25 protein-coding genes and 1 tRNA gene are annotated in these 25,989 nt (G+C 69.1%); 11 read left to right on the top strand and 15 right to left on the bottom strand.

The genetic code is table 11. The features are described from left to right. Positions 1 to 178 precede the first annotated feature (178 nt). Positions 179 to 1,618 carry an ankyrin repeat domain-containing protein gene (locus M9945_RS18635; RefSeq protein WP_367945761.1) on the top strand — a complete coding sequence of 480 codons (1,440 nt, stop codon included), beginning with the start codon at positions 179 to 181 and terminating at the stop codon, positions 1,616 to 1,618. Positions 1,619 to 1,630: 12 nt separating this feature from the next. Here the strand turns inward: M9945_RS18635 and M9945_RS18640 are convergent, their stop codons facing one another. The 6 genes from M9945_RS18640 to M9945_RS18665 all read right to left on the bottom strand — a co-directional run bounded on the left by M9945_RS18640 (position 1,631) and on the right by M9945_RS18665 (position 6,176). Beyond that, a complete protein-coding gene (locus tag M9945_RS18640; RefSeq protein WP_367929126.1) occupies positions 1,631 to 2,512 on the bottom strand; it encodes a 3-hydroxybutyryl-CoA dehydrogenase in 882 nt (293 codons plus the stop codon). A gap of 175 nt (positions 2,513 to 2,687) precedes the next feature. Next, on the bottom strand, positions 2,688 to 3,617 hold the full coding sequence (locus M9945_RS18645; protein ID WP_367945762.1) for an electron transfer flavoprotein subunit alpha/FixB family protein: 930 nt from the start codon (positions 3,615 to 3,617) through the stop codon (positions 2,688 to 2,690). Between the two features lie 25 nt (positions 3,618 to 3,642). After that, the gene (locus M9945_RS18650) at positions 3,643 to 4,389 is read right to left on the bottom strand and encodes an electron transfer flavoprotein subunit beta/FixA family protein (RefSeq protein ID WP_367929124.1); all 747 of its coding nucleotides are present in this window, start codon (positions 4,387 to 4,389) and stop codon (positions 3,643 to 3,645) included. Between the two features lie 209 nt (positions 4,390 to 4,598). After that, on the bottom strand, positions 4,599 to 5,357 hold the full coding sequence (locus M9945_RS18655) for a rhomboid family intramembrane serine protease (protein ID WP_367945763.1): 759 nt from the start codon (positions 5,355 to 5,357) through the stop codon (positions 4,599 to 4,601). Between the two features lie 30 nt (positions 5,358 to 5,387). Continuing rightward, positions 5,388 to 5,969 carry a cob(I)yrinic acid a,c-diamide adenosyltransferase gene (locus tag M9945_RS18660; RefSeq protein WP_367945764.1) on the bottom strand — a complete coding sequence of 194 codons (582 nt, stop codon included), beginning with the start codon at positions 5,967 to 5,969 and terminating at the stop codon, positions 5,388 to 5,390. Positions 5,970 to 5,984: 15 nt separating this feature from the next. Next, positions 5,985 to 6,176: a twin transmembrane helix small protein gene (locus M9945_RS18665; RefSeq protein WP_367945765.1), complete on the bottom strand. Its 192-nt coding sequence runs from the start codon at positions 6,174 to 6,176 to the stop codon at positions 5,985 to 5,987. Positions 6,177 to 6,338: 162 nt separating this feature from the next. Here M9945_RS18665 and M9945_RS18670 point away from each other — a divergent pair, with 162 nt between their 5' ends. Then, positions 6,339 to 7,205: a YihY/virulence factor BrkB family protein gene (locus M9945_RS18670; RefSeq protein ID WP_367929120.1), complete on the top strand. Its 867-nt coding sequence runs from the start codon at positions 6,339 to 6,341 to the stop codon at positions 7,203 to 7,205. A gap of 3 nt (positions 7,206 to 7,208) precedes the next feature. On the opposite strand, the gene M9945_RS18675 is transcribed toward M9945_RS18670, so the two are convergent. Continuing rightward, positions 7,209 to 8,072 carry a DMT family transporter gene (locus tag M9945_RS18675; RefSeq protein WP_367929119.1) on the bottom strand — a complete coding sequence of 288 codons (864 nt, stop codon included), beginning with the start codon at positions 8,070 to 8,072 and terminating at the stop codon, positions 7,209 to 7,211. Positions 8,073 to 8,231: 159 nt separating this feature from the next. On the opposite strand from M9945_RS18675, the gene M9945_RS18680 reads away from it, so the two are divergent. Beyond that, positions 8,232 to 8,525 (top strand): hypothetical protein, encoded by a 294-nt coding sequence (locus M9945_RS18680; protein WP_367929118.1) that lies wholly within the window; start codon positions 8,232 to 8,234, stop codon positions 8,523 to 8,525. A gap of 7 nt (positions 8,526 to 8,532) precedes the next feature. Here the strand turns inward: M9945_RS18680 and gluQRS are convergent, their stop codons facing one another. Beyond that, positions 8,533 to 9,408 (bottom strand): tRNA glutamyl-Q(34) synthetase GluQRS, encoded by an 876-nt coding sequence (gluQRS, locus tag M9945_RS18685; RefSeq protein ID WP_367945766.1) that lies wholly within the window; start codon positions 9,406 to 9,408, stop codon positions 8,533 to 8,535. A 151-nt stretch (positions 9,409 to 9,559) separates the two neighbouring features. Between gluQRS and M9945_RS18690 the strand changes: the two genes are divergently transcribed. Beyond that, complete coding sequence (locus M9945_RS18690) at positions 9,560 to 10,207, top strand: DNA-3-methyladenine glycosylase (protein ID WP_367945767.1); 648 nt, start codon at positions 9,560 to 9,562, stop codon at positions 10,205 to 10,207. Positions 10,208 to 10,333: 126 nt separating this feature from the next. Then, positions 10,334 to 10,891, top strand: a complete 558-nt coding sequence (locus M9945_RS18695) for an HNH endonuclease (protein ID WP_367945768.1) — start codon at positions 10,334 to 10,336, stop codon at positions 10,889 to 10,891. On the opposite strand, the gene M9945_RS18700 is transcribed toward M9945_RS18695, so the two are convergent. After that, a complete protein-coding gene (locus tag M9945_RS18700; RefSeq protein WP_367945769.1) occupies positions 10,888 to 11,397 on the bottom strand; it encodes a disulfide bond formation protein B in 510 nt (169 codons plus the stop codon). The genes M9945_RS18695 and M9945_RS18700 overlap by 4 nt on opposite strands. Before the next feature lie 126 nt (positions 11,398 to 11,523). On the opposite strand from M9945_RS18700, the gene M9945_RS18705 reads away from it, so the two are divergent. The 5 genes from M9945_RS18705 to M9945_RS18725 all read left to right on the top strand — a co-directional run bounded on the left by M9945_RS18705 (position 11,524) and on the right by M9945_RS18725 (position 16,227). Beyond that, positions 11,524 to 11,607, top strand: a tRNA-Leu gene (locus M9945_RS18705). 268 nt (positions 11,608 to 11,875) lie between these two features. Beyond that, the gene (locus M9945_RS18710) at positions 11,876 to 12,259 is read left to right on the top strand and encodes an RcnB family protein (RefSeq protein ID WP_367945770.1); all 384 of its coding nucleotides are present in this window, start codon (positions 11,876 to 11,878) and stop codon (positions 12,257 to 12,259) included. Positions 12,260 to 12,446: 187 nt separating this feature from the next. Beyond that, positions 12,447 to 13,112 (top strand): tetratricopeptide repeat protein, encoded by a 666-nt coding sequence (locus M9945_RS18715; RefSeq protein ID WP_367945771.1) that lies wholly within the window; start codon positions 12,447 to 12,449, stop codon positions 13,110 to 13,112. A gap of 19 nt (positions 13,113 to 13,131) precedes the next feature. Then, positions 13,132 to 14,571 carry a ribosome biogenesis GTPase Der gene (gene der, locus M9945_RS18720; protein ID WP_367945772.1) on the top strand — a complete coding sequence of 480 codons (1,440 nt, stop codon included), beginning with the start codon at positions 13,132 to 13,134 and terminating at the stop codon, positions 14,569 to 14,571. A gap of 18 nt (positions 14,572 to 14,589) precedes the next feature. Then, a complete protein-coding gene (locus tag M9945_RS18725; RefSeq protein WP_367945773.1) occupies positions 14,590 to 16,227 on the top strand; it encodes an acyl-CoA synthetase in 1,638 nt (545 codons plus the stop codon). 6 nt (positions 16,228 to 16,233) lie between these two features. Here the strand turns inward: M9945_RS18725 and M9945_RS18730 are convergent, their stop codons facing one another. Continuing rightward, the gene (locus tag M9945_RS18730; protein WP_367945774.1) at positions 16,234 to 17,472 is read right to left on the bottom strand and encodes a GNAT family N-acetyltransferase; all 1,239 of its coding nucleotides are present in this window, start codon (positions 17,470 to 17,472) and stop codon (positions 16,234 to 16,236) included. After that, positions 17,469 to 18,884 carry a lipopolysaccharide biosynthesis protein gene (locus M9945_RS18735; protein WP_367945775.1) on the bottom strand — a complete coding sequence of 472 codons (1,416 nt, stop codon included), beginning with the start codon at positions 18,882 to 18,884 and terminating at the stop codon, positions 17,469 to 17,471. Before M9945_RS18735 ends, M9945_RS18730 begins: the two co-directional genes overlap by 4 nt. A gap of 105 nt (positions 18,885 to 18,989) precedes the next feature. Here M9945_RS18735 and M9945_RS18740 point away from each other — a divergent pair, with 105 nt between their 5' ends. Continuing rightward, positions 18,990 to 19,913 carry a patatin-like phospholipase family protein gene (locus tag M9945_RS18740; protein ID WP_367945776.1) on the top strand — a complete coding sequence of 308 codons (924 nt, stop codon included), beginning with the start codon at positions 18,990 to 18,992 and terminating at the stop codon, positions 19,911 to 19,913. A gap of 287 nt (positions 19,914 to 20,200) precedes the next feature. Here the strand turns inward: M9945_RS18740 and M9945_RS18745 are convergent, their stop codons facing one another. The 4 genes from M9945_RS18745 to argH all read right to left on the bottom strand — a co-directional run bounded on the left by M9945_RS18745 (position 20,201) and on the right by argH (position 25,970). Then, positions 20,201 to 22,810 (bottom strand): TIGR02302 family protein, encoded by a 2,610-nt coding sequence (locus M9945_RS18745; RefSeq protein WP_367945777.1) that lies wholly within the window; start codon positions 22,808 to 22,810, stop codon positions 20,201 to 20,203. Positions 22,811 to 23,022: 212 nt separating this feature from the next. Next, positions 23,023 to 24,288 (bottom strand): diaminopimelate decarboxylase, encoded by a 1,266-nt coding sequence (lysA, locus tag M9945_RS18750; protein ID WP_367929106.1) that lies wholly within the window; start codon positions 24,286 to 24,288, stop codon positions 23,023 to 23,025. A gap of 12 nt (positions 24,289 to 24,300) precedes the next feature. Continuing rightward, positions 24,301 to 24,513 (bottom strand): hypothetical protein, encoded by a 213-nt coding sequence (locus tag M9945_RS18755; protein WP_367945778.1) that lies wholly within the window; start codon positions 24,511 to 24,513, stop codon positions 24,301 to 24,303. Between the two features lie 35 nt (positions 24,514 to 24,548). Continuing rightward, positions 24,549 to 25,970 (bottom strand): argininosuccinate lyase, encoded by a 1,422-nt coding sequence (gene argH / locus M9945_RS18760; protein WP_367945779.1) that lies wholly within the window; start codon positions 25,968 to 25,970, stop codon positions 24,549 to 24,551. Positions 25,971 to 25,989: the final 19 nt, after the last annotated feature.

Below are 25,989 nucleotides of genomic sequence, written 5' to 3' on the forward strand. Positions count from 1 at the left end.
GATACTCTAGGCCCGGCCCCGCTTTGTAAAGGCCAGCCGCCGCTGCGGCCCTGAAAAACAACGATAAATCGGCGCGGATCGCCGATCCGTGATCATAGGTGAGGGCGTGGGTGGACCGGGCCACAAATTCGCCATCGGGAGCGGGACCACTGGCGACGGGTTGGCTCGGGGTTGCATCATGAAGATCGCGGCATTGGCTTTGCTCTGCGTGCTGGCGCTGACGCGCTTCGCGCTCGCCGATTTCCATGCGCTGCTGCATCACGCGCGCACGAAGAACCTCGAGGGCGTGCGCGCCCTTCTGGCTGAGGGCGCCGACCCCAACCCGCCCCATGAGGGCTACAGCGGCTATACGCCGCTGATGTTCGCGGCCGGCAACGGCGATCCTGAGATGACGCGGCTGCTGCTGAAGGCCGGTGCCGAGACCGAGCGCCGCGACCACAACAGCGAGCGCGCCCTGCAATGGGCGGCGCGCCAATCCTTCCTCAACCCGTTCCGGGACAACGCCGAATGTGCCCGCCTGCTGCTCGATGCCGGCGCGCCGGCCGATTCCGGGGCCGACCGCTACGGCTCCTCGCCGCTGATCGACGTCAGCCGCTACGGCAGCGACCCGGCGATGGTGCGCCATCTCCTGGCGGCCGGCGCGGACCCCAACCGTGCCGACCAGTCCGGCCAGACGGCGCTCTACGGCGCGGCCGGCACGGCGGGAGGCGAGGAGAGCGTGCGCCTGCTGCTGGCAGCCGGCGCCGACCCGAACGTTCGCGTCGACCATCTCGGCCAGACGCCGCTGCACAGGGCGGCGCTCTACGGCCGGGCGGAGACGATCCGCCTGCTGGCGGCGGCCGGCGCGCAAATCGAGGCGCGGCAGGACGAGGGCGAGACGGCGCTGTTCGCCGCGGCCGGGCGCGGCCTCGCCGACGGCGTCGACATTCTGCTGTCGCTGGGCGCGGACGTCGACGCGCGCGCCGCCTCGGGCCTGACGCCGGTGCTGGCGGCGATCTCGGGCCGTTACGCTGCCGCCGGTAACCATGCCGACGCCGCCCGCCGCCTTGCCGGCCGCACCGCCGACATCGACCGCGCCTTCGCGGCGGCGCTGTGGAACGGCATGCCCGAAGTGGCCGCGCTGCTTTTCGAGCGCGGCGTCGGCATCGATGCGGTCGATCACGAGGGCCGTTCGGCCTTCGCCGCAGCGGCGGCGGTCCAGCAGGATCCGGCTTGGCTCGACCGGCTTATAGAGGCCGGTGCGGACATCGCCCGCCATGGCGGCGAGGCCATGCTGGAGGCCGCCGCCCGCGGCCGCGACGACCGCGTGGCGCGGCTGATCGCCCTCGGCGTTGCGGTGTCGCAGACGCCGGTCGGCGCTTCGGCGATCCTCGCCGCGGCCAAGGCGGGACGCGTGTCGACGGTGCGCCTGCTGCTGGAGCGCGGCGCGCGTCTCGACGCCGTGGCCGGCATGGAGCAGGCGGCGCGCGAGGCCATGGAGGCGGCCCGCGCCGCGCTGGAGGACGTCATCGCCCGAGCGGAAGCCTCGCGGGCCTATATCGACGTGTCGGCGGAGCGGACGGAACTGGCGCGGCTGGAGGCCGCGCATGCGCGGATCGTCGAGATGCTGGGGCTTTAGTGCCCGCCGCGCTCAGCGCGTCGGCACCGGGTGCTCGCCGCGATAGTCGTAGAAGCCGCGGCCGGTCTTGCGGCCGAGCCAGCCGGCCTCGACATACTTCACCAGAAGCGGGCACGGCCGGTACTTGGAGTCGGACAGGCCGTCATGCAGCACCTGCATGATCGACAGGCAGGTGTCGAGGCCGATGAAGTCGGCGAGTTGCAGCGGGCCCATCGGGTGGTTGGCGCCGAGCTTCATCGCCGTGTCGATCGCCTCGACCGTGCCGACACCCTCGTAGAGCGTGTAGATCGCCTCGTTGATCATCGGCAAAAGGATGCGGTTGACGATGAAGGCCGGGAAATCCTCGGCGACGGTGATGGTCTTGTCGAGGCTGGAGACGAAGCCCTTGGCCGTCTCGAAGGTCGTGTCCTCGGTAGCGATGCCGCGCACCAGCTCGACCAACTTCATCACCGGCACCGGGTTCATGAAATGGATGCCGATGAAGCGCTCGGGCCGGTCGGTCTGCGCCGCGAGCCGCGTGATCGAGATCGAGGAGGTGTTGGTGGCCAGCAGCGCCTCGGGATTCAGGAGCGGACAGAGCTGGGCGAAGATCTTGCGCTTGACCGTCTCGTCCTCGGTCGCCGCCTCGATGACGAGGTCGACATCGGCGAGGTCGTCGAGCGCCGGGGCCGACTCGATGCGATCGATCGCGGCACGATGCACGGCCTCCTCCATCTTGCCGGAGGAAACCTGGCGCGCCATGTTGCCGTTGATCGTGGCGAGCCCTGCCTCGATCCGCTCCGCAGAAATGTCGTAGAGCTTGACCCGGTAGCCGGCGACGGCGGCCACATGCGCGATGCCGCCGCCCATCTGGCCCGCCCCGATGATGCCAACCGTCGAAATCCTGCCACTCATGGTCCAGCCCCGTCATCCGGCCTTTGCGGCCATTATAATCCGGCCTTCGCCGCCAGTATGTTGCAGCGCAAAATAGAAGGACGGGGTGGCCTCTGTCCACCCCGTCCTTCAACAATAGTCCCGGTCTCGGCCCGGGGCAACGCACGCCGCCGGCGCGTGGCCTCGGCGTGGGGCGTCAGAGCGCCTTTTCGAGCTCCGGCAGGATGGTGAAGAGGTCGCCGACGAGGCCGTAGTCCGCCACCTGGAAGATCGGGGCCTCCTCGTCCTTGTTGATGGCGACGATGACCTTCGAGTCCTTCATGCCGGCGAGGTGCTGGATCGCGCCGGAAATGCCGACGGCGATGTAGAGCTCCGGCGCAACGACCTTGCCGGTCTGGCCGACCTGCCAGTCGTTCGGCGCGTAGCCGGCGTCGACCGCCGCGCGGCTGGCGCCGACGGCGGCGCCAAGCTTGTCGGCGACGGGCAGGATCACTTCCTCGAACTTCTCCGACGAGCCGAGCGCCCGGCCGCCCGAGATGATGATCTTCGCCGAGGTCAGCTCCGGACGGTCGCTCTCCGACAGCTTGTTCTCGACGAAGGAGGACACGGCCGGATTGGCGGCCGCCGAAACCGTCTCGACCGAAGCCGAGCCGCCCTCGCCCGTCGCCTGGAACGAGGCGGTGCGCACGGTGATGACCTTCTTGGCGTCGGTCGACTGCACGGTCTGGATGGCGTTGCCGGCATAGATCGGCCGCTTGAACGTGTCGGCGGAAACCACCTCGATGATCTCGGACACCTGCGCGACATCGAGCAGGGCGGCGACGCGCGGCAGGACGTTCTTGCCCATGGTCGTCGCCGGCGCGATCACCGTGTCGTAGTTGCCGGCGAGCGAGACGACGAGCGCAGCAAGCGGCTCGGCCAGCCGCTCGGCGAGCTCGTCGGCCTCGGCGAGCAGCACCTTGCGCACGCCCGAGAGCTTGGCGGCCGCGTCGGCGGCGGCCTTCGCGCCCTTGCCGGCGACCAGCACGTCGACGTCGCCGCCGATCTTGGCGGCCGCCGTCAGCGCCTTGGCGGTCTGGTCGGAAAGGGTGGCGTTGTCATGTTCGGCAACGAGAAGAATGGCCATTTTATCGATCTCCCTTTTCCGAGCCCTAGAGGACGCCTGCGGACTTCAGGCTGGAAACCAGTTCCGCCACGTCCTTGACCTTGACGCCCGCTTTGCGGCCGCCCGGCTCCTCGGTCTTCAGCACCTTGAGGCGCGGCGAGACGTCGACGCCGTAGTCGGCGACGGCCTTCTCGTCGAGCGGCTTCTTCTTCGCCTTCATGATGTTGGGCAGAGAGGCGTAGCGCGGCTGGTTGAGGCGCAGGTCGACGGTGACGACCGCCGGCAGCTTGATCTCGACCACCTGGAGGCCGCCGTCGACCTCGCGCGTCACCTTGGCCTTGCCGTCGGCCAGCTCGACCTCGGAGGCGAAGGTGCCCTGCGCCCAGCCGAGCAGCGCCGCCAGCATCTGGCCGGTCTGGTTGGCGTCGTCGTCGATGGCCTGCTTGCCGAGGATCACCAGTTCCGGCTTCTCCTCGTCGACCACGGCCTTGACGATCTTGGCGACGCCGAGCGGCTCGACCGTCTCGTCGGTCTTGACGAGGATGCCGCGATCCGCGCCCATGGCCAGCGCCGTGCGGATCGTCTCGGCCGACTGGGCCGGACCGATGGAGACGACGACGATCTCGCTCGCCTTGCCGGCCTCCTTGAGGCGGATCGCCTCCTCGATCGCGATCTCGTCGAACGGGTTCATCGACATCTTGACATTGGCAAGCTCGACGCCCGAGCCGTCCGACTTCACGCGGATCTTCACGTTGAAGTCCACAACCCGCTTGACCGGAACAAGAACTTTCATGCGCTCAAAACCTTTCCGAGAGATTCGAGGAAGCTGGCTGGCAGCATTCCTGCCGTTCGCTTGCCGGATATGGAATTCGCCGAGGCGAGACCGCCCGCACCCGTCGCTCGCGAAGACGGCATGGGCCGTGGCCGCATGTGGCTGTAGTAGCCCTCCGTGGCAGCGTCAATATGCTTGCGGGCTTCAAACCGTTTGAAAAGCGCGGCGGATCAGCGCCGGCCCCAGGGAGAGGCGACCGGTTCGGGCGCCTGCTCGGGCTCGGTCTTCACCGCCTGCGGCGTCACGATCTCGCGGTCGAACAGCGGCACGCCGCGCCGGCGCATGAACAGCACCAGCACCGCGCCGGCGACGATTCCGCCGAGATGCGCGGCCCACGAGATCTCGTCGTCGCCTGCCACGAACATCATGAACACCTGGAAGGCGATCCACAGGACGAGCACGATCGAGGCCGGCAGGCGCAGCGGGATGCGGCCGAGCGCCAGCACCCAAATCTTCACGCGCGGATGCAGCATCAGATAGGCGGCGACCACGCCGGCGATCGCCCCCGACGCGCCGATCAGCGGCGCTTCCGACGCCGGGGCGATGATGCCATGCGCGAACGCGCCGGCCACGGCGCAGGCGAGATAGAAGACGAGGAAGCGGAAATGGCCGAGCGCGTCCTCGATATTGTCGCCGAACACCCACAGGAACAGCATGTTGCCGCCCAGATGCCAGATGTCGCCGTGCAGGAAGGCATAGGTGATGTAGGTCAGGTCGTCCGGCACCAGCACCCATTCGTCCGGCCGCTCGGCAATGTCGAACACGGTGGAGGGGATGTAGCCGAGGCCGATCACCGCCGCCTGCTCGAACCCTTCGCCGGACAGCCGCGTCATCAGGAAGACGATGACGTTGGCCGCGATCAGCGCCATCGTCACGTATTGCAGGCGGATATGCTTGAGGCTGTTGGCGTCGTGCAGCGGAATGAACATGCGTCGCGGTCCTTTCCGCCCGTTCTTCGGCTATCTATTCTGGCCCGGCACCCATAGCACGTCGATCGCGCCCCTGTCATTTGCCGCCCGCGCGGCGACGAACAGGAAGTCGGAGACGCGGTTGATGTAGCGGATCGCCGCCTCGCCGACCTTCTCGCCTTCCTTGAGCGACAATTCGACGATCATGCGCTCGGCCCGGCGCGAGACGGTGCGGGCCAGATGCAGCGCCGCAGCCGCCGGCGAGCCGCCCGGCAGCACGAAGCTGCGCAGGGTGGGGATGCCCTTGTTGACGGCGTCGATGTCGCCTTCCAGCCGCTTCACCTGCGAATCGAGGATGCGCAGCGGCTCGTAGCCGAGGTCCTCGCCGGTGTCGGGCGTCGCCAGCTCCGCGCCGAGGTCGAACAGGTCGTTCTGGATGCGCCCGAGCATGACGTCGAGCTCGGGATGCGCGTCCTTCGTGTGGAGCCGCGCCAGGCCGATGCAGGCATTGGCCTCGTCCACCGTGCCGTAGGAGGCGACGCGCAGGTCGTATTTCGGCCGCCGCTCGCCGGTGCCGAGCGCGGTCGTGCCGTCGTCGCCGGTGCGGGTGTAGATCTTGTTGAGGATGACCATGGCTTTTTCCCTCCTTCAGCCGCGTGAGAACCACAGCGCCAGCAAGATGAAGATGAGCGCGAAGAACTGGAGGATGACGCGCGCCTGCATCAGCTTGTTCGACGTGTTGCCCGAGCCGCCGCGCAGCATGTTGATCAGCCCCCGGATGAGAACGATCACCACGGCGGCCATGAACACGATGGCGACGATGTTGAAGACTGTGGACATTGGGGGCGGCTTTCGTGGCAGCTTTCGGGAAGAACGCGCAAGCGGCGGGAATGGGCAGTGAGGGCCGGGCGTCCGACTCACCCGGAATTTTCCACTTTCCGGTCTGGCGTGTTAAGGGCCATCATTCCCATATTCGCAGGGACGACACAATCGGCGGAACGGATGCTGCGCATACTTGCTGTTACCAAACGGATTCTCGGCGATGCGCTGGGCCACTTCAACAATGACGACGGCTGGGCCATCGCCAGCCATCTCGCCCTGTCGGCGCTGCTTGCGCTGTTTCCCTTCCTGATCTTCGCCACCTCGCTGGCGAGCTTCCTCGGCGCACAGGCCTTCGCCGACACCGCCGTCCACCTCGTCTTCGACACCTGGCCCGACGAGATCGCCGAGCCGATCGCCCGCGAGGTGACCAGCGTGCTGACCGTCCAGCGCGGCGACGTGCTGACCTTCGGCATCCTGATCGCCGCCTATTTCGCCTCCAACGGCATCGAGGCGCTGCGCGTGGGGCTGAACCGCGCCTACCGCGTGATCGAGACGCGCTCGATCTTCGTGCTGCGCGCCCAGAGCCTCGGCTTCGTCGTCGTGGCGACGCTGGGCTTCGTCGTCGTCTCGGCGCTGCTGGTCTTCGCGCCCATCGCCGTCGGCATCGCCGAGCAGCGCCTGCCGTGGATACGGCCCTATACCGGCACCATCACGGTGTGGCGCTTCCTCATCGCCGTCGTCGTCATCGTCGCGGCGCTGATCGCGGTGCATATGTGGCTTCCGGCCGGGCGGCGGCGCTTCCGCGACATCGTGCCGGGGCTGGTCTTCACGCTGGTGTTCTGGGTCGCTGGCTCCTCGGCCTTCGCCGCCTATCTCGGCCGCTTCTCGTCCTATGCCTCGACCTATGCCGGCCTCGCCTCGCTGATGATCGCGCTCGTCTTCCTCTACATGATCTCGGCGATCTTCATCATCGGCGGCGAGCTGAACGCAGCGATCCGGCGCTATCTCGACGCGCGCGCCAATGTCAGGCCCATAGAAGGGACCTGAGCTTCAGCGCCGCGTCGCCATGGCGACGCCCAGCGTGGTCACCGCCATGCCGACGAGCTGGAGCGGCGTCAGCGTCTCGTCGAACAGCGCCCAGGCGATCAGCGCCGTCACCGCCGGCACGAGGTAGAACAGCGACGACACCTTGGCCATCTCGCCCTCGCGGATCATGTGCATCAAAAGGAAGATCGCGCCGATCGACAGGACGAGCACCAGCCAGGCGAAGGCGAAGACCAGATCGCCGGTGACGACGAAGGTGCGCGTCTCGAAGGCGAGCGAGCCCACGGCCATCAGCGCCGTCGCCCCGACATACTGCCACAGCGTGCCGGAAACGAGATCGGCCCCGGCGAGGCGGCGCTTCTGCCAGACCGTGCCGGCGCTGATGGCGACGACGCCGAGGAGGCAGGCCGCGAACGTCGCCCCGGTGACACCGCCGACGGCGTCGCCGATCTTCGGATAGAGCACGATGACGATGCCGGCGAAGCCGATGGCGAGCCCCGCCCAGTGGCGCGGCCGCACCGTCTCGCCCAGCGCGAAGCTGGCGATCACCGCCGTCATCAACGGCTGCAGCCCGACGATGAGCGCCGACAGGCCGGCCGGCATGCCGTTGCGGATCGCCCAGAACACGCCGCCGAGATAGGCGCCGTGGACCAGCGCGCCGACGAGCGCGGCGTCGGCCGCCTGGCGAGGCCGGAGCGGCCGCGCGCGCATGGCGAGGCCGAGCGCGACGAGGATCGCCGCCGCCATCGCGAAGCGCACGGCGAGGAAGCTGAACGGCTCCGACCACGGCATGGCATAGCGCGCGCCGATGAACCCCGTCGCCCACAGGACGACGAAGAGGGCGGGAATGAAACGCGTGAGGGAGGACATCGAAGGGCGCAATCCGGGCCGGAGGTCAGGAACGAAAAACCGCTCTAATGCCAATCGTCCGGTCAAGCAAAGGATAAGGATTGAGCCATATAATCAGGCAAGTTGATGCGGGTGTCATGACGGGGCGCATCCTTCACCGCTTGTACGGGAGGGAAACGCATGTTGTGGAATCTTGGAACCGGGTGGCTCGTCCTCGCCGTCACCGTGGTCGCCATCCTGTCCTTTATCGTCGCCACGGTGCTCGACGCGCTGCTGGGCGAGGAAAGCTTCGGCGCGAACGGCAACACGGCGCTCATCACCATCGGCTTCTTCGGCGGCATCTACGCGGCCAACATGGCCGGCTACCGCCTCGCCGACGTCCAGTCGGCGATCGCGACCGGCCTCGGCGGCGCCTTCCTGCTGCTGACGATCCTCGTCGGGCTGAGGGCGGCGATGCGCCGGCTGGGGAACTGATAACGGCTCAGAGCCCGACCATCCGGGCTATGTCCGCGGGCGTCAGGCCGGCGGCGCGCAGCGCTGCGAGGCCGGTATCGTGCCGGCTCTTCGACAGCTTGCGCCCGTCGTCGCCCAATATCAGGTCGTGGTGGACATAGACCGGCTGCGGAAGGCCGAGCAGTTCCTGCAACAGGCGCTGCACGGCGGTGGCGAAATAGAGGTCGCGCCCGCGCACGACATGGGTGACGCCCTGCAAGGCATCGTCCAGCGTCACCGAAAGGTGGTAGCTGGTCGGAACCTCCTTGCGCGCGATCACCACGTCGCCCCACGCGGCCGGATCGGCGGCGATGCGCGCGGTCTCGCCGGCCGGCCCCGCACCCTCCTCGTCCCAGCGGAGCGGGCCGCCGACATGGGCGAGCGCGGCACCGAGGTCGAGCCGCCACGCATAGGGCTCGCCGGCCGCGATCCGCCGTCGCCGCTCGCGCTCCGGCAGGCGCCGCTCCACGGTCGGGAACAGCGGCACGCCGTCCGGGTCGCGCGGCCAGTCGCGCCCGTCGGCCTCGGCCTCCGCGATCATGGCGCGCGCCTCGCCCCGGCTCATGAAGGACGGGTAGGCAAGCCCGGCATCGACGAGCGCGTCGAGCGCGCGCCGGTAATCTGCGAAATGATCCGACTGCCGGCGCACCGGCTCTTCCCACACGATGCCGAGCCAAGCGAGGTCTCGGTAAATCGCCTGCTCGAAGGCCGGCGTGCAGCGCGTTACGTCGATGTCCTCGATGCGCAGCAGGAGCCGCCCGCCGACGGCCGCGGCCATGCGGGCGTTGAGCAGCGCCGAATAGGCGTGGCCGAGATGCAGCTCGCCGTTCGGGCTCGGCGCGAAGCGGAAGACCGGCTGCGTCATCAGGAGAGCAAGAAGCGGGTTGAGGACACCATCGCCCGATTGCTACGGTGACGACGGGCCGGCCGCAAGGGCTTGAGCATTTCGCAGCCAGGTGGAATCGCTCGACGTCGCATGAATGCGGCTCAGGCAGACAGATAGAGCGGCAGCATCGATGCGCAGGATCGCCACGCTGGACGACATCGCCGAGGGGCTGGACGTGCTGAAGCGGCTCGACCCGCGCCTCGCCGCGGTCGCCGACATCGCCGGCCCGGTGCCGCTGCGCCTTGCCGAGCCGGGCTTCGCCAGCCTTGCCGGCATCGTCATCGCCCAGCAGGTCTCGCGCGCCTCGGCCGACGCCATGTCGGCCCGGCTCGCCGCGCTCGTCGACCCGCTCGATGCGGCCGGCGTGCTCGCCGGCGGTGAGGAGGCGCTGCGCGCCGCCGGCCTGTCGCGGGCGAAGCAGGCAGCGCTTCTCGCCGTCGCGCGGGCCGAGGTCGAGGACGGCCTCGACCTTTCCCGCCTCGCCGGCGAGGGCGCGGACAAGGCCATGGCCAGCCTCACCGCCCTGCGCGGCATCGGCCCGTGGACGGCCGAGGTCTATCTCCTGTTCTGCGCCGGCCACCCCGACATCTTCCCGGCCCGCGACGTCGCCCTGCAAAGCGCGGTCGGGCACGCGCTTTCGATCAGCCCTCGCCCTGCGGAACGGGTGCTCTACGGGCTTGCCGAATCATGGGCGCCGTGGCGCGGCGTGGCGGCGCGGCTGTTCTGGGCCTACTATCGCCACATGCACGGCCGCGACGCCGCGCCGATGGCCGATTGAGCAGAAAAACCCGCGAAATCAGGCGAATTCCCCCTGTTGCGGCGCGAAAACTCCGCTTCACAATCCTGCAATATCGGGATTACAGTATCCGTGCCGGTCGACGCGACACGGCAAGGAGGTAGGCAGGTGACGATAGCAGTCTCGCCGGATGCGATGCCCGCACTGGTGCTGAATGCGGACTATCGCCCGCTGAGCTACTACCCCCTGTCCCTGTGGTCGTGGCAGGACGCGATCAAGGCCGTGTTCCTCGACCGGGTCAACATCGTCGCCGAATATGAGCACGCCGTTTCCTCACCCTCCTTCTCGATGAAGCTGCCGAGCGTGGTGTGCCTGAAGAGCTATGTGAAGCCGTCGCGCTTCCCGGTCTTCACCCGCTTCAACGTCTTCCTGCGCGACCGCTTCGAGTGCCAGTACTGCGGCACGCACGAGGATTTGACCTTCGACCACGTCATCCCACGCCGGTGCGGCGGGGCGACGACATGGGAGAACGTCGTTGCCGCCTGCGCCCCGTGCAACCTGAAGAAAGGCGGCCTGCTGCCGCATCAGGCGAGGATGTGGCCACGCCAGACCCCGGCGCAGCCCACCGTCCAGCAGTTGCACAACAACGGGCGGCTGTTCCCGCCCAACCATATGCACGAAAGCTGGCTCGATTATCTCTACTGGGATGTCGAGCTGGAGCCTTAAGCTCTCCTCAACGCCGCGACCCACGCCACGGCAGCGAGCGCAACGCTCGCCACCACGTTCCAGCCGGCGAAGGAGAGGCCGAGGAAGCGCCCGGCGGCCTGGTCGCAGGACGGCGGGATGACGGCATCGAGCTGGTCGAGCAGGCTGCCGCTTCCCGAGGGCGGGGCGACGACCGCGCCGCAATCGGTCGGGCCGGGCCACCAGCCCCATTCGACGCCGGAATGGAAGGCGCCAAGCCAGATGCTCCACGTCATCAGCAGCGCTACGACGAGAAGAAGCCCGCGCACGACGAGCGGCGGCAATTTGAACGCGGCGGCGAGCAGCGCCAGCACCGCGACGGGAATGCCGATATAATAGGGCAGGCGCTGCTCGAGGCACAGCTTGCAGGGGATGTAGCCGCCGATGTGCTGGAAGCCGAGCGCGGTGCCGACGGTCACGGTCATGCCAAGCGCGGCGAGCCCCGCACTGATCGTCTGTATCCTGCCTGTGGCTGCGGTCAGCGTCATCGTGTCGGCTCCTGCGTCAGGGTCTCTCCTAAAAGCAAAAAAAAGGCCGCGCAATGGCCTCGTCCATTGCCCCGTCGATGGCTTGACGGACGGCCCCCTCGCCGTATAGTCCGGCGCGATCTGTCCGCGGGTGTGGCGGAATGGTAGACGCAGCGGACTCAAAATCCGCCGTCGAAAGACATGCCGGTTCGAGTCCGGCCACCCGTACCATTTTCCTGTCTCACGGCAGTTCGCTTCGCTCACGCCTCCGACGGGGCGGCCTGACCGGCCGACGGCGGCTTGGCCTTTGCGAACTCTTGCGGGTTCGGTTCCGCACCATGCCCACATATCTCCCGTTCTTTTTGGGCAGTGCGGCTCGACGGGTATCCGTTAACCTTCGTAAACATATGTTTTCATTACATAATTGTAACCTGCCATTCATATTGGGTTCATGTCGCGGCCTGTAGCGTCCTCTCATCGACAACGAGGAACCCAGAAAATGTTCAAGCGCACGATCCTTGCCGCAGTCGCCCTGTCCATGTTCGCCGTGCCGATGGCGCAGGCGCAGAGCCGTTATGACGGGCCGCGTTCGAGCCATCATTATTCGCAGCCGGCGAAGCCGGGCTATCAGGCGCCGAACGGATACAGGATGCAGAAGCCGGTAGCCCCGCGCCATCACGTCCAGCGCCCGGCCCCGACCCGGCACCACTGGGCCAAGGGCAAGCGCGTCCCCGACTGGCAGCGCCGCCAGCATGTCCGCGACTACAATCGCTACGGCCTGCGCGCGCCGGCCAAGAACCAGCGCTGGGTGAAGGTCGACAACGACTACCTGCTGATCAGCCTCGCCACCGGCGTGATCCTCGGCATGGCGGCGGCCCGCTAGCCCACCCCCCCAGCCTCCAGCGAAAGCCCCGGCCCCCCGCGCCGGGGCTTTTGTCATGGGCGGCCGGCCGGGGCGAAATCGCCCTGTTTTCGGCAAACCCCTTCCATGCGACCGATTTTCGGCTAAAACGCTTGCCAGATACATGAAGGCGGAGCGTTCCGCCCCCTTTCTCGAAAATCGGTGAACGATGTCGGACGACAGTTTCTTTCGCGAGGTGGACCAGGAGCTCCGCCAGGATCAGGCCAAGGCGCTGTGGGATCGCTACGGCACGGCGATCATCGCCGCCGCTGTCGCGGTCGTGCTCGCCACCGCGGCCTGGGTCGGCTGGGACTACTGGACCCAGTCGCGCGCCGACGCCTCGGGCGACGCCTATCTCCAGGCGCTCGAGCTTGCCCGCGACGGCAGGACCGAGGAAGCGAAGGCGGCACTGGCCGCGCTCGAGGCCGACGGCTACGGCGCCTATCCCGTCCTGGCGCGCATGCGCTCGGCCACCCTGCTGGCCGAGGCCGGTGACCATGCCGGCGCGGTCGCCGGCTTCGACCGCGTCGCCGCCGACAGCGCGATTCCCCCCTCCCTGCGCGAGATGGCGCGGCTGCGCGCCGGGCTGCTGCTCGTCGACCACGGCAGCTATGCCGACGTCGCGGGCCGCGTCGAGACGCTGACCACCGAGACGAGCCCGCTGCGTCACTCGGCCCGCGAGGCGCTGGCGCTCGCCGCCTGGAAGGAAGGCCGCATGGCCGACGCCGCCACGCTGTTCGACCAGATCGTCGACGACGAGGGCGCGCCGCAGAACCTGCGCCAGCGCGCCACGCTGATGTCCGAACTGATCCGCGGTTCGGGCGCGTCGTCCTGACGGGGGCGCTGCGTTCCCCATGGGCCTCAAGCTCGCCATCATAGGTCGGCCCAATGTCGGCAAGTCGACATTGTTCAACCGGCTCGTCGGCCGCAAGCTGGCGCTGGTCGACGACACGCCGGGCGTGACGCGCGACCGGCGCGTCCACGCGGCGAGGCTCTACGACCTGCGCTTCGACGTCATCGACACCGCAGGCCTCGAGGACGCCTCGGCCGCCTCGCTCGAGGGCCGCATGCGCGCCCAGACCGAGACGGCGATCGGCGAGGCCGACCTGATCCTGTTCCTGATCGATTCCAAGGTCGGGATCATGCCCGACGACCGCACCTTCGCCGACCTCGTGCGCCGCACCGGCAAGCCCGTCGTGCTGGTTGCCAACAAGGCCGAGGCGCGAGGCGCACAGGCCGGCATGCTGGAGGCGTGGGAGCTCGGCCTCGGCGAGCCGGTGCCGATCTCGGCCGAGCACGGCGAGGGCATGCCCGACCTGCGCGAGGCCATCGTCGCCGCGCTCGGCGAGGAGGGCGCCTTCGCCCACGAGAAGGAGGCGGCGGCCATCGCAGCCGCTGCCGGCGAGCCTCTGATCGGCGAGGACATCGACGACCCGGATGCGGAAGAGGTTCCGGAGTACGACGCGACGAAGCCGCTGCGCATCGCCATGGTCGGCCGCCCCAACGCCGGCAAGTCGACGATGATCAACGCGCTGATCGATGAGGAGCGGCTGCTGACCGGCCCCGAGGCCGGCATCACCCGCGACTCGATCTCGGTCGACTGGGACTGGCGCGGCCGCAGGATCAAGCTGTTCGACACCGCCGGCCTGCGCCGCAAGTCGCGCGTGCAGGAAAAGCTGGAGAAGCTCTCCGTCGCCGACGGCCTGCGCGCCGTACGCTTCGCCGAGGTGGTGATCGTCGTACTCGACGCCATCATCCCCTTCGAGAAGCAGGATCTCCAGATCGCCGACCTGATCGTGCGCGAGGGCCGCGCCCCGGTCATCGCCTTCAACAAGTGGGACCTGATCGAGAACCCGCAGGAGGCGCTGGCCGATCTGCGCGAGAAGACGGCGCGGCTCCTGCCGCAGGCGCGCGGCATCCGCGCCGTGCCGGTCTCTTCGGAGACCGGGCGCGGCCTCGACAGGCTGATGGAGGCGGTGGAGGAAACCCACCGCGTCTGGAACCGGCGCATCTCGACCGGCAAGCTCAACCGCTGGCTGGAGGGCATCCTCGCCCACCATCCGCCCCCCGCCGTCGCCGGCCGGCGGATGAAGATCAAGTACATCACCCAGGTCAAGACGCGGCCGCCCGGCTTCGTCCTGTCCTGCTCGCGCCCCGAGGCGATGCCGCAATCCTATGTGCGCTATCTGGTCAACAGCCTGCGCGACAGCTTCGACATGCCGGGCGTGCCGATCCGCATCTCGCTGCGCACCTCGGACAACCCCTTCGCCAGCCGGGCGAAGAAGAAGCGGTGATCCGGGGATAGCGGGACCATGCTCGAACGACGCGACAGCTACGAGGCCCTCTACCGCGACTTCCGCTGGGATATCCCCGAGCGCTTCAACATCGGCACCGCCGTCGCCGACCGCTGGGCGGCAAGCGAGCCGGAGCGCGTCGCCCTTTTCGCCCACCGTGCCGAGGGGGAGCCCGAACGCCTGACCTACGGCGCGCTCGCCGCCCGCTCCAACGCGCTCGCCAACGCGCTGAGGGCGCAGGGCGTCAGGCGCGGCGAGCGGGTGGCGCTGCTCCTGCCGCAAGGCTTCGAGACGGCGATCGCCCATATCGCGATCTACAAGCTCGGCGCCGTCGCCGTGCCGCTGGCGCTGCTGTTCGGCGCTGATGCGCTCGAATACCGGTTGAGCGCCGCCGGCGTGAAGGCTCTCGTCACCAACGACGCGGGCAACACCAAGGTCGCCGCGATCCGCTCCCGCCTGCCGCTGCTGGAAACCGTGATCTCCATCGACGGCGCCGATGCCGGCACGCTCGATTTCGCAAAGCTCGTCGCCGACCATTCGCCGCATTTCGCCGCCGTCGAGACCGGGCCGGGCGACCCGGCGATGATGATCTTCACCTCCGGCACCACTGGCCCGCCCAAGGGGGCGCTGCACGGCCATCGCGTGCTTTTGGGCCATCTGCCGGGCGTGCAGATGCCGCACGAGTTCCTGCCGCAGCCGGGCGACCTGTTCTGGACGCCGGCCGACTGGGCGTGGGCGGGGGGCCTGCTCAACGCGCTCCTGCCGGCGCTCTATTTCGGCGTGCCGGTGGTCGCCGGCCGCTTCGAGCGCTTCAACCCGGAAACGGCGCTCGGCCTGATGGAGAAGATGAAGGTCACGAACGCCTTCATCCCGCCGACGGCGCTCAGGATGCTGAAGGCCGCCGACGGCGTCATCCGCCGCTTCGACCTTTGCCTGCGCAGCGTGTGCGCGGCCGGCGAATCGCTCGGCGGCGAGACCTATGACTGGGCACGGGAAGAATTCGGCCTGACGATCAACGAGGCGTACGGCCAGACCGAGTGCAACCTCGTCCTCGCCTCCTGCGCCGCGCTCGGCGTCAGCCGCGCCGGCGCCATCGGCAAGCCGGTGCCCGGCCACGAGGTCGCGGTTATCGACGCCGAAGGCAGGCGGGTGAAGACCGGCGAGCCGGGCCAGATCGCGGTGCGCCGGCCCAACCCGGTGATGTTCCTCGAATACTGGCAGGACCCGGAAGCCACGGCGAAAAAATTCGTCGGCGACTGGATGCTGACCGGTGACCAGGGCATCGAGGACGGCGACGGCTACGTCCATTTCTTCGGCCGCGACGACGACGTCATCACCTCGGCCGGCTACCGCATCGGCCCGGGCGAGGTCGAGGACTGCCTGACCGGCCACCCCTCCGTCGCGCTCGCCGCCGCCGTCGGCAAACCCGACCCGCTGCGCACCGAGATCGTCAAGGCCTATATCGTGCTGCGTGACGGCGTCGAGCCAAGCCACGCGCTCGCCGACGAGATCGGCCTGTGGGTGCGCGAGCGGCTGTCGGCCCACGAATATCCGCGCGAGGTCGAGTTCGTCGACCAGATGCCGCTGACCACCACCGGCAAGGTCATCCGCCGCATTTTTCGCGATCGCGCGCGGGCGGAGGCGGACCGGGGATAGGCCGGATCACTCCCGCCCGAACGCCCGCTTCACCCGGCCGCGCAGGATGCGCACGGCGTTGCGCGTCTGGCGGTAGAGGTCGATCTGCGAGGCGGCCTGCCGCACCTGGCGGCCGGTCTCGGGCGACAGCCCGACGACGAGCGTGCCGAGCGGACGGCGCTCGCGCCACATCCGGCTCATCACCGGATGGTCCGGCACGGCGCAGGAATCGGCGATGTCGACATTCGGGTCATCGAGCAGCGTCCGCGTCACCTCGGCCATCAGCAGGACGCCGGGCGAGAACGCGGCGAGCGCCTCGCTGTAGGCGGTCTTCCAGGTGTAGGCGACGCCGGATTCGATGAAGACGACGAGGCTGGCGATGGTCTTGCCGTCGAGGACGAGCTCATGTACCCGGCACAGGTCGCGCGCCGCCAGCCGCTGCGCCGCCTCGCGCACGAAGGCGGCGCGGTAGCGATCCACCGCCATCGCCGTGCGCGCGCGGCCCTTCCAGCCCGACGCTTCGAGCGCAAGGAAGGTCTCGACGGCGAGCCGCACCTCCTCGGGCTGGCGCGCGACGACATAATCGAGCCGGCCCGTGGCGCCGAGCCGGCGCTTCAGCCGGCGAAGCTCGCGCAGATGGTGCCCGCCGAGCGCGGCGCGCAGATAGTCCTCGCCCTCGCCGTCAGCGCGCAGATGCGGGCGCTCCACCCGGTTGGCGATTGCCAGCGGCAGGCCGCGCGCCTCGGCGAACTGGCCCAGCAGCATGGCGAACGGGCCGTCGAGCCGCACTTCCGGCAGCGCGAACACCTTCGGCAGCTTCAGATGCGGCCGCGCCAGCATCTGGAAGAAATCCTCGATCACGCCTTCTGGATCGTCGCTGTCGACCAGCGGCGTGCCGAGCGGCCCGAACGGGTTCGACCATGTGCGCAGAATGGCGGCGCCGAAGGGCGGCGCCGCGCGCTCGACGGTGAACGGCACCAGAAGCCGCAGGCGGCTGCGGCTGTCGTCGCCGTCGCGGATGACGGCGAGCCGCACCTCGCGGTCGTCGAGGCGCGGCATGGCCGGCGCGAGGAAGCACGGGTTGAAGAAGACGTTCGGCTCGATGGCGCGCGCGCTCAGATGCTCCAGCTCCTCGACGAGGTCGAACCCCGCCGACGCCGGATAGATGGCGAGCGAGCGCCGCGCACCGGAGGCATCCGCCCCGCCCGGCCCGCCGATGACCGTCGGGATGCCGCCTTGCTCTTCCAGAAGCGGGACCGCGCTCATGACAACACCTCTTTCCTGTTTGCGCCGCCGAACGGCACGATCATGACGATGCCGAGCCGGCGGTATACGGCGAGCGCCAGCAGCACCGTCTCGACGATCAGCGCGATCGCGGTGGAGAATGCCGCGCCCCATAGCCCCCAAACGGGGATCAGCGCGAGGTTCAGCGCAAGGTTGACCGCGAAGGTCGCGCCGAAGACGGCTGCGCAGAGCTTCTGGTGCCCGCTCATCGTCAGGAGGCTCTCGGCCGGGCCGACGAAGGAACGCGCCACCACCCCGGCCAGCAGCGGGAACAGCAGCGGATAGCCGGCGTCGAAGCCCTCGCCGAACAGCCCCAGCAGCGGCTTGCCGACCGCCAGCATCAGCGCCGCCATGGCGAGGGAGGGCCAGAACGTCCACGCCACGGTTTCGCGCGCGAAGCCGGCGAGCCGCTCGCGGTCCGCGCCGTGCGCGTACTGGGCATAGCGCTGCGACACGCCCGCCTTGATCGCGAAATAGACGAAGTGGACGAGCGCCAGCAGCTTGAGCGTGGCGAAATAGACCGCGACGTCCTCCGGATCCATGAACCAGCCGACCATCAGCAGGTCGGCATTGGTGTGGAGGTAGAAGAAGCCGTCGACGAGGAAGATCGGCAGCGACACCGCCGTCCAGTGGCGCAGGTGGAACCGCGGCGGAACGTCCCTGACCTCGGCGGCGATGGGCGGCACGATGACGACGAGCTGGCACAGCACGGTGAGGAGCGAGGCGACGATGGCACAGACGATTGCGACCTGCGCCGTCGGCGGATAGTCGAGAACGACCGCCCCGGCCATCATGGCGAGGATCAACAGCGGCCGCAGGATGTAGCCCGGCGCCAGCGCCGCCACCGACCAGCCATTGGCCCGCGCCATGCCTTCGAACAGCATCGACAGCGCGATCAGCGGCACGCAGGCGAGCCCGAGATAGAACGGCAGGACGTAGTAGCTCTCGACCAGATCGGACACGAGCCACACCCCGGCGAGCCCGGCGGCGGCGACGAGAAGCGACGTCACGAGGACGAAACGCTGCGCCGCGCGGATGACGCCGCGCAGGTCGCCGGCCTCGCCACGCTGGCGATATTCGGGGATGAAGCGGATGATCGAGGTCTGGAACCCGAAGCAGGAATTGTCGCCGACCATGATCATCACCGTCCAGACGAGGACGAAGACGCCGTAGTCGAAGCCGCCCATCCAGCGCGCCATGAACACCTGGCTGACGAGGGCGATGGCGGCGCTGACGACGCGGATCACGAAGGCGGCGAAGGAGGCACGCCCCGATGCGCCGCGCTCGTCGGCGGCGAAGAGGACGGCGTCGACGCGCTGGAGCAGCGGGCGCAGCCACGAGGCCACCGCCCCCGGCAGCAGCCGCTCCGCAGTCGATGCCGCAGAAAAACGCACCACGCACACTCCACAAGACGCAAACCCTCCTTGAGCCATAGCGCGGAGTCTTTAAAAATCGGTGAGACGGGCTTTCTGGCGAGCCCGCGAACCGGGACGGAGCGGATGGCGCATTACAGGGTCGGGCTGGCGCTTGGCGGCGGGGCCGCGCGCGGCTGGTCGCATATCGGGGTCATCGAGGCGCTGGTCGAGGCGGGCATCGAGCCGGTCGCCGTCGCCGGCACCTCGATGGGCGCGCTGGTCGGGGCCGCCCATGCCGCCGGCCGCCTCGACGCGCTGAAGGAATGGGCGCTTGTGGTGGACTGGCGCACCATCGTGTCGCTGGTCGACCTCGGCCTCGCCGGCGGCGGGATCGTCGAAGGCCAGCGCATCCGCGCCCTCCTGGGACAACTCGGCATAGACGGCGAGATCCGCTCGTTTCCCGTGCCCTTCGCCGCCGTGGCCACCGACCTCGCCGACGGGCGCGAGATCTGGTTGCAGGACGGACCGGCGGACCTCGCCATCCGCGCCTCGATCTCGATGCCGGGCATCTTCAGCCCCGTCCTCGCCGGCGAGCGCTGGCTGGTCGATGGCGGGCTGGTCAACCAGGTGCCGGTCTCGACATGCCGGGCGATGGGCGCCGACTTCGTCATCGCCGTCCATGTCGGCGACGGCCTGCTCGGCCGGCGGCGCGAGAGACTGCGCGTCGACCCCGAAGGCGACGCGGCCGCGCTCGCCGCCCGCGTCGCGCAGATGCTCGAACAAGTGCCGTTCGCGCTGCGCGAGACGGCCGGCCGGGTCCTGCCGCACCTGATGAGGACGGAAACGCGCGCGCCCGGCTATTTCGACGTGCTCGTCAACTCTCTCAACATCATGCAGGAGAAGATCAACCGCTCGCGGCTGGCCGGCGAGCCGCCGCATATTCTGATCGCGCCGGACGTCGCCACTATCAACCTGCTCGATTTCGACCGCGCCGCCGAAGCCATCGCCGCCGGCCGCGCCGCCGCCGAAAAGGCTCTCGACGCGATCCGGGAGCTTATGGCGCGCTAAACCTTCCGTCGTCGCGCCGCCCCTCATCCGGCTGCCGCCACCTTCTCCCCGTGAACGGGGAGAAGGGAGCCGCCGTCCTTGCTTTCGCCAACCACAAGCGTGGCAGGAGAAACTGCGGGGATTGCGGCCGGCATTCCTTCTCCCCGTTCACGGGGAGAAGGTGCCCGAAGGGCGGATGCGGGGCGGCGCAAGCGGTCGGGATGAGCCGCCTCCGGCAGAAAACACGGTACGTCTCAAGACAGGCCGGTTTCGGAGGGCGCCGTGAGGAAAGCGGCGAACAACGCGCCTCAGCGCATGTCGAGCAGCCGCTCCAGATAATCACGCTCGATCTCTGGGCTCAGCGCGTTGCCGAGGCGACGGCGGATCTCGTCGAGGATGCGGCGCGCGCGCTGGACGTCGATCTCGTCCGGCACCTTGACCGAGTTACCGAAATCCGGCCCGGTCGACGACAGCGGCCGGCCGAGCGGGTCGCGGTCGGACGCCTGCTCGCGCCCGCCCTCGCCGGCGCCCTGGCCGTTACGGCCCATCGCCTGCTGCATCTGGTTCATCATGTCCTGCGCGCCGCGGCGCAAGGCTTCGAGCGCCTGCCCCTGCTCGCCGGTGGCGCGGCCGCCCTCGCCTTCGCCGAGCGCGCCCTCGGCCCGGCCCATGGCCTCGCCGGCCTCGCCGAAGCCCTCGCCGGGGCGGATGCCCATATCCTCGAGCGAGCGGGTCAGCCCCTCGAGCTGCTCGCGCAGCCGGCCCTGCCCTTCCTGCAATTCGCGCATCGCCTGCTCGAACTCTTCCGGCGACATCGGCTGGCCGCCGCCCTGCCCCTGCTGCTGGCCGGGCTGTTGTCCCGGTTGCTGACCTGGTCGCTGTCCGGGCTGCGTCTCCTGCCGGTTCTGGCCACGCTGCATGTTGTCGAGCCGGAAGGTCTCGTTCATCAGCTCCTGCTGGCGGCGCATCATCTCGCCGAGCTGGTCCATCTGCCGGCGCATCTCGCTCTGCTCGCCCTCGCCCTGCCCGGGCTGCTGCGGTCGGCCGGCCTGAAGGTTGTTCATCATGTCACGAAGCTGCTGGAGCATGTCCATCGCCTGGTCGCGCGCACCGGAGCGGGCGAGGTTCTCGAGCTGGTCGAGCAGGCGGTCGAGGTCGCTCTGGCGCATCTCCTGCCCGTTCTGCGGCATCTGCATCGCCATGTTCGGGTCGCGCGCCATCTGCTCGGCGAACTCGCGCAGGAAGTCCTGCATCGCCTCGCGCAGCTCGGCCATCAGGCGCTCGATCTCCTCGTCGCTCGCCCCTTCCTCCAGCGCCTTCTGCAGCGCGTCCTGCGCCTGTTGCAGCCGCTGCTGCGCGTCCGAGAACGCGCCGCCCTCGATGGCGAGCGCGATCTCCCACAGATAGTCCGCGCTCTCGCGCAGCGCCTCGTCGCTCTCGGCCTGCGCGAGGCGCGAGCGCGCCGACATGACGCCGAGATAGTGCGACAGATTGTCGAACCCGTCCTCGGGCCGCAGCGTCAGCGCGTCCATCAGCATCAGCACGCGCGGCTTCTCGTTGGCGTCGAGCGCGAGGATGCGGCGCTGCTCGATCAGCGCCCGCGCCAGCGGGTTGTAGAACGGCCGCTCCGGCAGGACGATGGTCTTCACCTCGCTCGCCGCCTCCTGTCCCGCAGCGTCGGTGGCATGGAGCGTCACGTCCACCGCCGCGCCCGCCCACGGATGGTCGGTCAGGTCGCGGGTGGTGCGCGCGCTTTTGTCGGTCGCGGTGCGGCGCGGCAGCGTCAGGGGCATTTCCGGCGCGTCGTAGAGCGGGCGCGCGCCCGGCGCGGCCTCGCCCGACTTGCCGAACCGCGCCTCGGCCGAGACCGGGCCGTAATCGTCCTCGATGGCGTAGGAAAGCTCCAGCGTGCCGTTGACCGCCTTGCCCGGCTCGTGCGTGAAGCGGATCGACGGCGGCGCGTCGGGAATGACGGCGAAGGCCCAGCTCCGTAGTTCCTTCGGGCCGGAGCGCAGGGCAAGCAGCCCGTCGGCGTCGAGCGTGGCGGCGAAGCGGCGCGTCATGAGCGTGTCCTTGCCCTGCGCGCGGCGCGGCGCGTCCTGCACCGCCGCCTCCTGCGCCACGACCGGCACGGCCTCCTGATCGCCGGCCTTCAGCCAGGACAGCGTCTCCTCGCCGGTGCCGCCGGCGACGCGCACCGCGATCTCGCTGCCGGCCGGCACCCGCACGATGCCCGGCCCCTCGCCGCCCTCCTGGGCGGTCAGGAACATCGGCGCCTTGCCGGTATAGGCCGGCGGCGTCACCCAGGCGTCGATCCGCGCCGGAATGGCGGCCGCCGCGCCATGCGCGCGAAACGCGTCGGAGAGCGTGCCGCCGAACGGGCCGTAGGAGAACGAGAACGCCACCACCGCAAGCAGCGCTGCCGCGGCGCGCAGGCCCCACGGGTCGCGCTCGGGGATGCGGGCATGCGGCAGGTCACCTGAAAGGCGGTCGAGCTTCGCCGCCATGCGCTTCTGGTGCTCGCGCCACAGCGCCAGCGCGAACGGATGATCCGCGGTCGGCCGGTCGATCTGCGTATGGAGCGGCGCGTGCTCCAGCCGGTTGGCGCGCTCGATGCGGCGGTCGATCTCGGCGGCCGTCGGCGGCCGGAAGAAGCGCAGCGGATAAAGCGAAGCGAGCGCGGCGAGCGCGATCACGCCGAGCAGCGAGAGCCGCGCCCAGTCGGGAATGGCGCGGAACGCGCCGAGCCACGACAGGCTGACGAACAGGCTGGCGACGATGGCGAGCGGGAGCAGCAGCGGCCACAGCCGCTCGACGAGGATCGCCGCGTGCACCATCGCGCGCGTGCGGGCGATGCGGGCCAGAAGCCCGGTTGCGGGCGGCCCGCCTGCCGGTGCAGTCTTCGCCGTCTGCGCCATCGGGTCCCTTCTCGTTGCGGCGCGGATTCGCGCCGGCCTTCCCTCGCAGGATAGCAGCAAACGCGGCGAAGGCGAGGCGACACGCGAAAACGTGATGGCTGCTCGCTTGTCTGGACGGACAGCGCCGGACCCCTCACCGGCTCGCTACGCTCGCCACCTCTCCCCAGAGGGGAGAGGTGGCCCGAAGGGCCGGTGAGGGGTCTGCGCCGACGCTACAGCCAGTCGGGCATGGAATCCATGCCGATCAGTTCCTCGTAGCTCGGCCGCGGGCGGATGACGTGGAAGCGGTCGCCGTCGACCAGCACTTCCGGCACGAGCAGCCGCGAATTATAGGTCGAGGACTGCGTCGCGCCGTAGGCGCCGGCCGAGCCGATGGAGACGAGATCGCCGGTCTTCAGCTCCGGCAGGTCGCGGTCGTGGCCGAGATAGTCGCCCGTCTCGCAGACCGGGCCGACGACATCGACCGGGACGCGCGGCGCATCGGCCGGCTGCTCGACCACCGGCTGAATCTCATGGAAGGCGTCATAGAGCGTCGGCCGGATCAGGTCGTTCATCGCCGCATCGACGATCAGGAAGTTCTTCGCCTCGCCATGCTTGAGATAGAGCACCTCCGTGACGAGGATGCCGGCATTGCCGGCGATCAGCCGCCCCGGCTCGCAGATCAGCTCCAGTCCGAGCGGCTTGATGTGCTTGGCCACCACCGCCGCATAGGCGTCGGGCAGCGGCGGCGGCGCGTTGTCGGTGCGATAGGGGATGCCGAGCCCGCCGCCGACATCGACATGGGCGAGCGCGTGGCCGTCGGCGCGCAGCATGCCGACCAGCTCGATCAGCAGCGCGATGGCGTCGTCGAACGGCTGGAGGTCGGTGATCTGGCTGCCGATATGCATGTCGATGCCCGTCACCTTCAGCCCGGGCAGGCTGGCTGCGCGCGCATAGGCCGCCCGCGCGTCCTTCCAGGCGATGCCGAACTTGTTCTCGGCCTTGCCGGTGGAGATCTTGCGATGGGTCCTGGCGTCGACGTCTGGGTTGATTCGCAGCGAGACCGGCGCGACGTGGCCCGTCGCCACGGCGCGTGCCGAAAGCAGCTCCAGCTCCGGCAGCGATTCGACGTTGAAGCAGCGGATACCGGCCTGGAGCGCGAAATCCATCTCGTCCGCCGTCTTGCCGACGCCGGAGAACAGGATCTTCTGCGCCGGGATGCCGGCCGCGAGCGCGCGGCGCAATTCGCCTTCCGAAACCACGTCCGCGCCCGCGCCCAGCTTCGCCAGCGTGCGGATGACGGCTTGGTTGGAGTTCGCCTTCATCGCGTAGCAGACCAGCGCGTCGAGGCCGGAGAACGCCTGCGCGAACACGCGGTAATGGCGCGTGAGCGTCGCGGTCGAGTAGCAGTAGAACGGCGTGCCGACCGCGGCCGCGATTGTCGGCACCGGCACGTCCTCGGCGTGAAGCACGCCGTCGCGATACTCGAAATGGTTCACTTTGGGTTTGTCCTAGATGAGGCTGTCGAGGATGAAGGGCCGGTCTTCGACCGGTTTCTCCGGCGCGGGCGGTGCCGGGCGGCCGTCTTCCTCGGCCTGCTTGCGCGCCTCGATCTCCGCCTCGTAGGGCGTGTCGAGCGTGCCGGGGCGGCGGCCGCAGGCGGTGAAGGCCACCGCGGCCGCGCCGATGAGCAGAATCGTCCTGATCGTATGTCCCGCGCGCATCATGCCTGTCCGTCGAATTGGAGGTCGCACTCGTTCTAGCTCCTTTTCGCCGGCCGCGCATCCCGTTTCAGCCGGGCGCGCCAGTAGCGAATCTGCCGGCGCACCTCGCCGGGCGCGGTGCCGCCGAAGGAGGCACGGCTCTTGACCGAGGCGTTGACCGACAGCACGCCGAACACGGCGTCGGTGATGCGGCCGTCGATCTCCTGAAGCTCGGCGAGCGACAGCCTGTCGAGCGCGACGCCCTTCTTCTCGGCCAGCGCCACGGCGCGGCCGGTGACGTGATGCGCCTCGCGGAACGGCAGCCCCGCCTCGCGCACCAGCCAGTCGGCAAGGTCGGTCGCGGTCGAGTAGCCGGAGCCGGCCGCCTTCTTCATCGCGGCGGCGTTGATGCCCATGTCGCGCACCATGCCGGTCATCGCCGCCACCATCAGGTCGAGCGTCTCGGCCGCGTCGAACACGGCTTCCTTGTCTTCCTGCATGTCCTTGGAATAGGCGAGCGGCAGACCCTTCATCACCGTGAGCAGGCCGATGAGATGGCCGTTGACGCGGCCGGTCTTGGCCCGCACCAGCTCGGCCGCGTCCGGGTTCTTCTTCTGCGGCATGATCGAGGAGCCGGTCGAGAACTGGTCGGACAGGCGTATGAAGCCGAATTGCGGCGTCGACCAGATGACGATCTCCTCGGCCAGCCGCGACAGGTGGGTGGCGCAGATCGCGGCGAGCGACAGGAACTCCAGCGCGAAATCGCGGTCCGAGACGCTGTCGATCGAATTGCGCGTCGGCTCGCGGAAGCCGAGCGCCTCGGCCGTCATGTGGCGGTCGATGGGAAAGCCGGTGCCGGCGAGCGCGGCCGCGCCGAGCGGCGACTCGTCCATGCGCCGGAGGGCGTCGCGGACGCGCGACAGGTCACGGGAAAACATCTCGACATAGGCCATGCAGTGATGGCCGAAGGTGACCGGCTGCGCGGTTTGCAGGTGCGTGAAGCCCGGCATCACGGTCGCGGCATGCTCCTGCGCCCGGTCGAGGAACGCCTCGATCAGCGCGGTGAGCGCGGCGTCGAGGCGGAAAAGCTCGTCCTTGACCCAGAGGCGGAAATCGACGGCGACCTGGTCGTTGCGCGAGCGCGCCGTGTGCAGCCGTCCTGCCGCCGTGCCGATCAGCGCGGCGAGCCGCGCCTCGACATTCATGTGGATGTCTTCAAGCTTGGCCGAGAACTCGAACCGGCCCTCCTCGATCTCTGACAGGATCGTGTTCAGCCCGCGCTCGATTTCGGCTTGATCCCCGGCCGAAATGATGCCCGTTGCGGCAAGCATCCGCGAATGGGCGACGGACCCCTTGATGTCCTGGGCGTAGAGCTTGCGGTCGAACGAGATCGAGGCGTTGATCGCTTCCATGATCGCCGCCGGACCCGAGGCAAAACGTCCGCCCCACATCTGGTTGCTGGCCTTGCTGTCGCTCATCGTGGTATCGCATCCCTGG

The organism is Aquamicrobium sp., from assembly GCF_023954335.1.
Taxonomy (GTDB): domain Bacteria; phylum Pseudomonadota; class Alphaproteobacteria; order Rhizobiales; family Rhizobiaceae; genus Aerobium.

Coding starts and splice junctions, on each gene's coding strand:
- M9945_RS18635 (WP_367945761.1), top strand. CDS start 179: ATGAAGATCGCGGCATTGGCTTTGCTCTGCGTGCTGGCGCTGACGCGC.
- M9945_RS18640 (WP_367929126.1), bottom strand. CDS start 2,512: ATGAGTGGCAGGATTTCGACGGTTGGCATCATCGGGGCGGGCCAGATG.
- M9945_RS18645 (WP_367945762.1), bottom strand. CDS start 3,617: ATGGCCATTCTTCTCGTTGCCGAACATGACAACGCCACCCTTTCCGAC.
- M9945_RS18650 (WP_367929124.1), bottom strand. CDS start 4,389: ATGAAAGTTCTTGTTCCGGTCAAGCGGGTTGTGGACTTCAACGTGAAG.
- M9945_RS18655 (WP_367945763.1), bottom strand. CDS start 5,357: ATGTTCATTCCGCTGCACGACGCCAACAGCCTCAAGCATATCCGCCTG.
- M9945_RS18660 (WP_367945764.1), bottom strand. CDS start 5,969: ATGGTCATCCTCAACAAGATCTACACCCGCACCGGCGACGACGGCACG.
- M9945_RS18665 (WP_367945765.1), bottom strand. CDS start 6,176: ATGTCCACAGTCTTCAACATCGTCGCCATCGTGTTCATGGCCGCCGTG.
- M9945_RS18670 (WP_367929120.1), top strand. CDS start 6,339: ATGCTGCGCATACTTGCTGTTACCAAACGGATTCTCGGCGATGCGCTG.
- M9945_RS18675 (WP_367929119.1), bottom strand. CDS start 8,072: ATGTCCTCCCTCACGCGTTTCATTCCCGCCCTCTTCGTCGTCCTGTGG.
- M9945_RS18680 (WP_367929118.1), top strand. CDS start 8,232: ATGTTGTGGAATCTTGGAACCGGGTGGCTCGTCCTCGCCGTCACCGTG.
- gluQRS (WP_367945766.1), bottom strand. CDS start 9,408: ATGACGCAGCCGGTCTTCCGCTTCGCGCCGAGCCCGAACGGCGAGCTG.
- M9945_RS18690 (WP_367945767.1), top strand. CDS start 9,560: ATGCGCAGGATCGCCACGCTGGACGACATCGCCGAGGGGCTGGACGTG.
- M9945_RS18700 (WP_367945769.1), bottom strand. CDS start 11,397: ATGACGCTGACCGCAGCCACAGGCAGGATACAGACGATCAGTGCGGGG.
- M9945_RS18710 (WP_367945770.1), top strand. CDS start 11,876: ATGTTCAAGCGCACGATCCTTGCCGCAGTCGCCCTGTCCATGTTCGCC.
- M9945_RS18715 (WP_367945771.1), top strand. CDS start 12,447: ATGTCGGACGACAGTTTCTTTCGCGAGGTGGACCAGGAGCTCCGCCAG.
- der (WP_367945772.1), top strand. CDS start 13,132: ATGGGCCTCAAGCTCGCCATCATAGGTCGGCCCAATGTCGGCAAGTCG.
- M9945_RS18725 (WP_367945773.1), top strand. CDS start 14,590: ATGCTCGAACGACGCGACAGCTACGAGGCCCTCTACCGCGACTTCCGC.
- M9945_RS18730 (WP_367945774.1), bottom strand. CDS start 17,472: ATGAGCGCGGTCCCGCTTCTGGAAGAGCAAGGCGGCATCCCGACGGTC.
- M9945_RS18740 (WP_367945776.1), top strand. CDS start 18,990: ATGGCGCATTACAGGGTCGGGCTGGCGCTTGGCGGCGGGGCCGCGCGC.
- M9945_RS18745 (WP_367945777.1), bottom strand. CDS start 22,810: ATGGCGCAGACGGCGAAGACTGCACCGGCAGGCGGGCCGCCCGCAACC.
- M9945_RS18755 (WP_367945778.1), bottom strand. CDS start 24,513: ATGCGCGCGGGACATACGATCAGGACGATTCTGCTCATCGGCGCGGCC.
- argH (WP_367945779.1), bottom strand. CDS start 25,970: ATGAGCGACAGCAAGGCCAGCAACCAGATGTGGGGCGGACGTTTTGCC.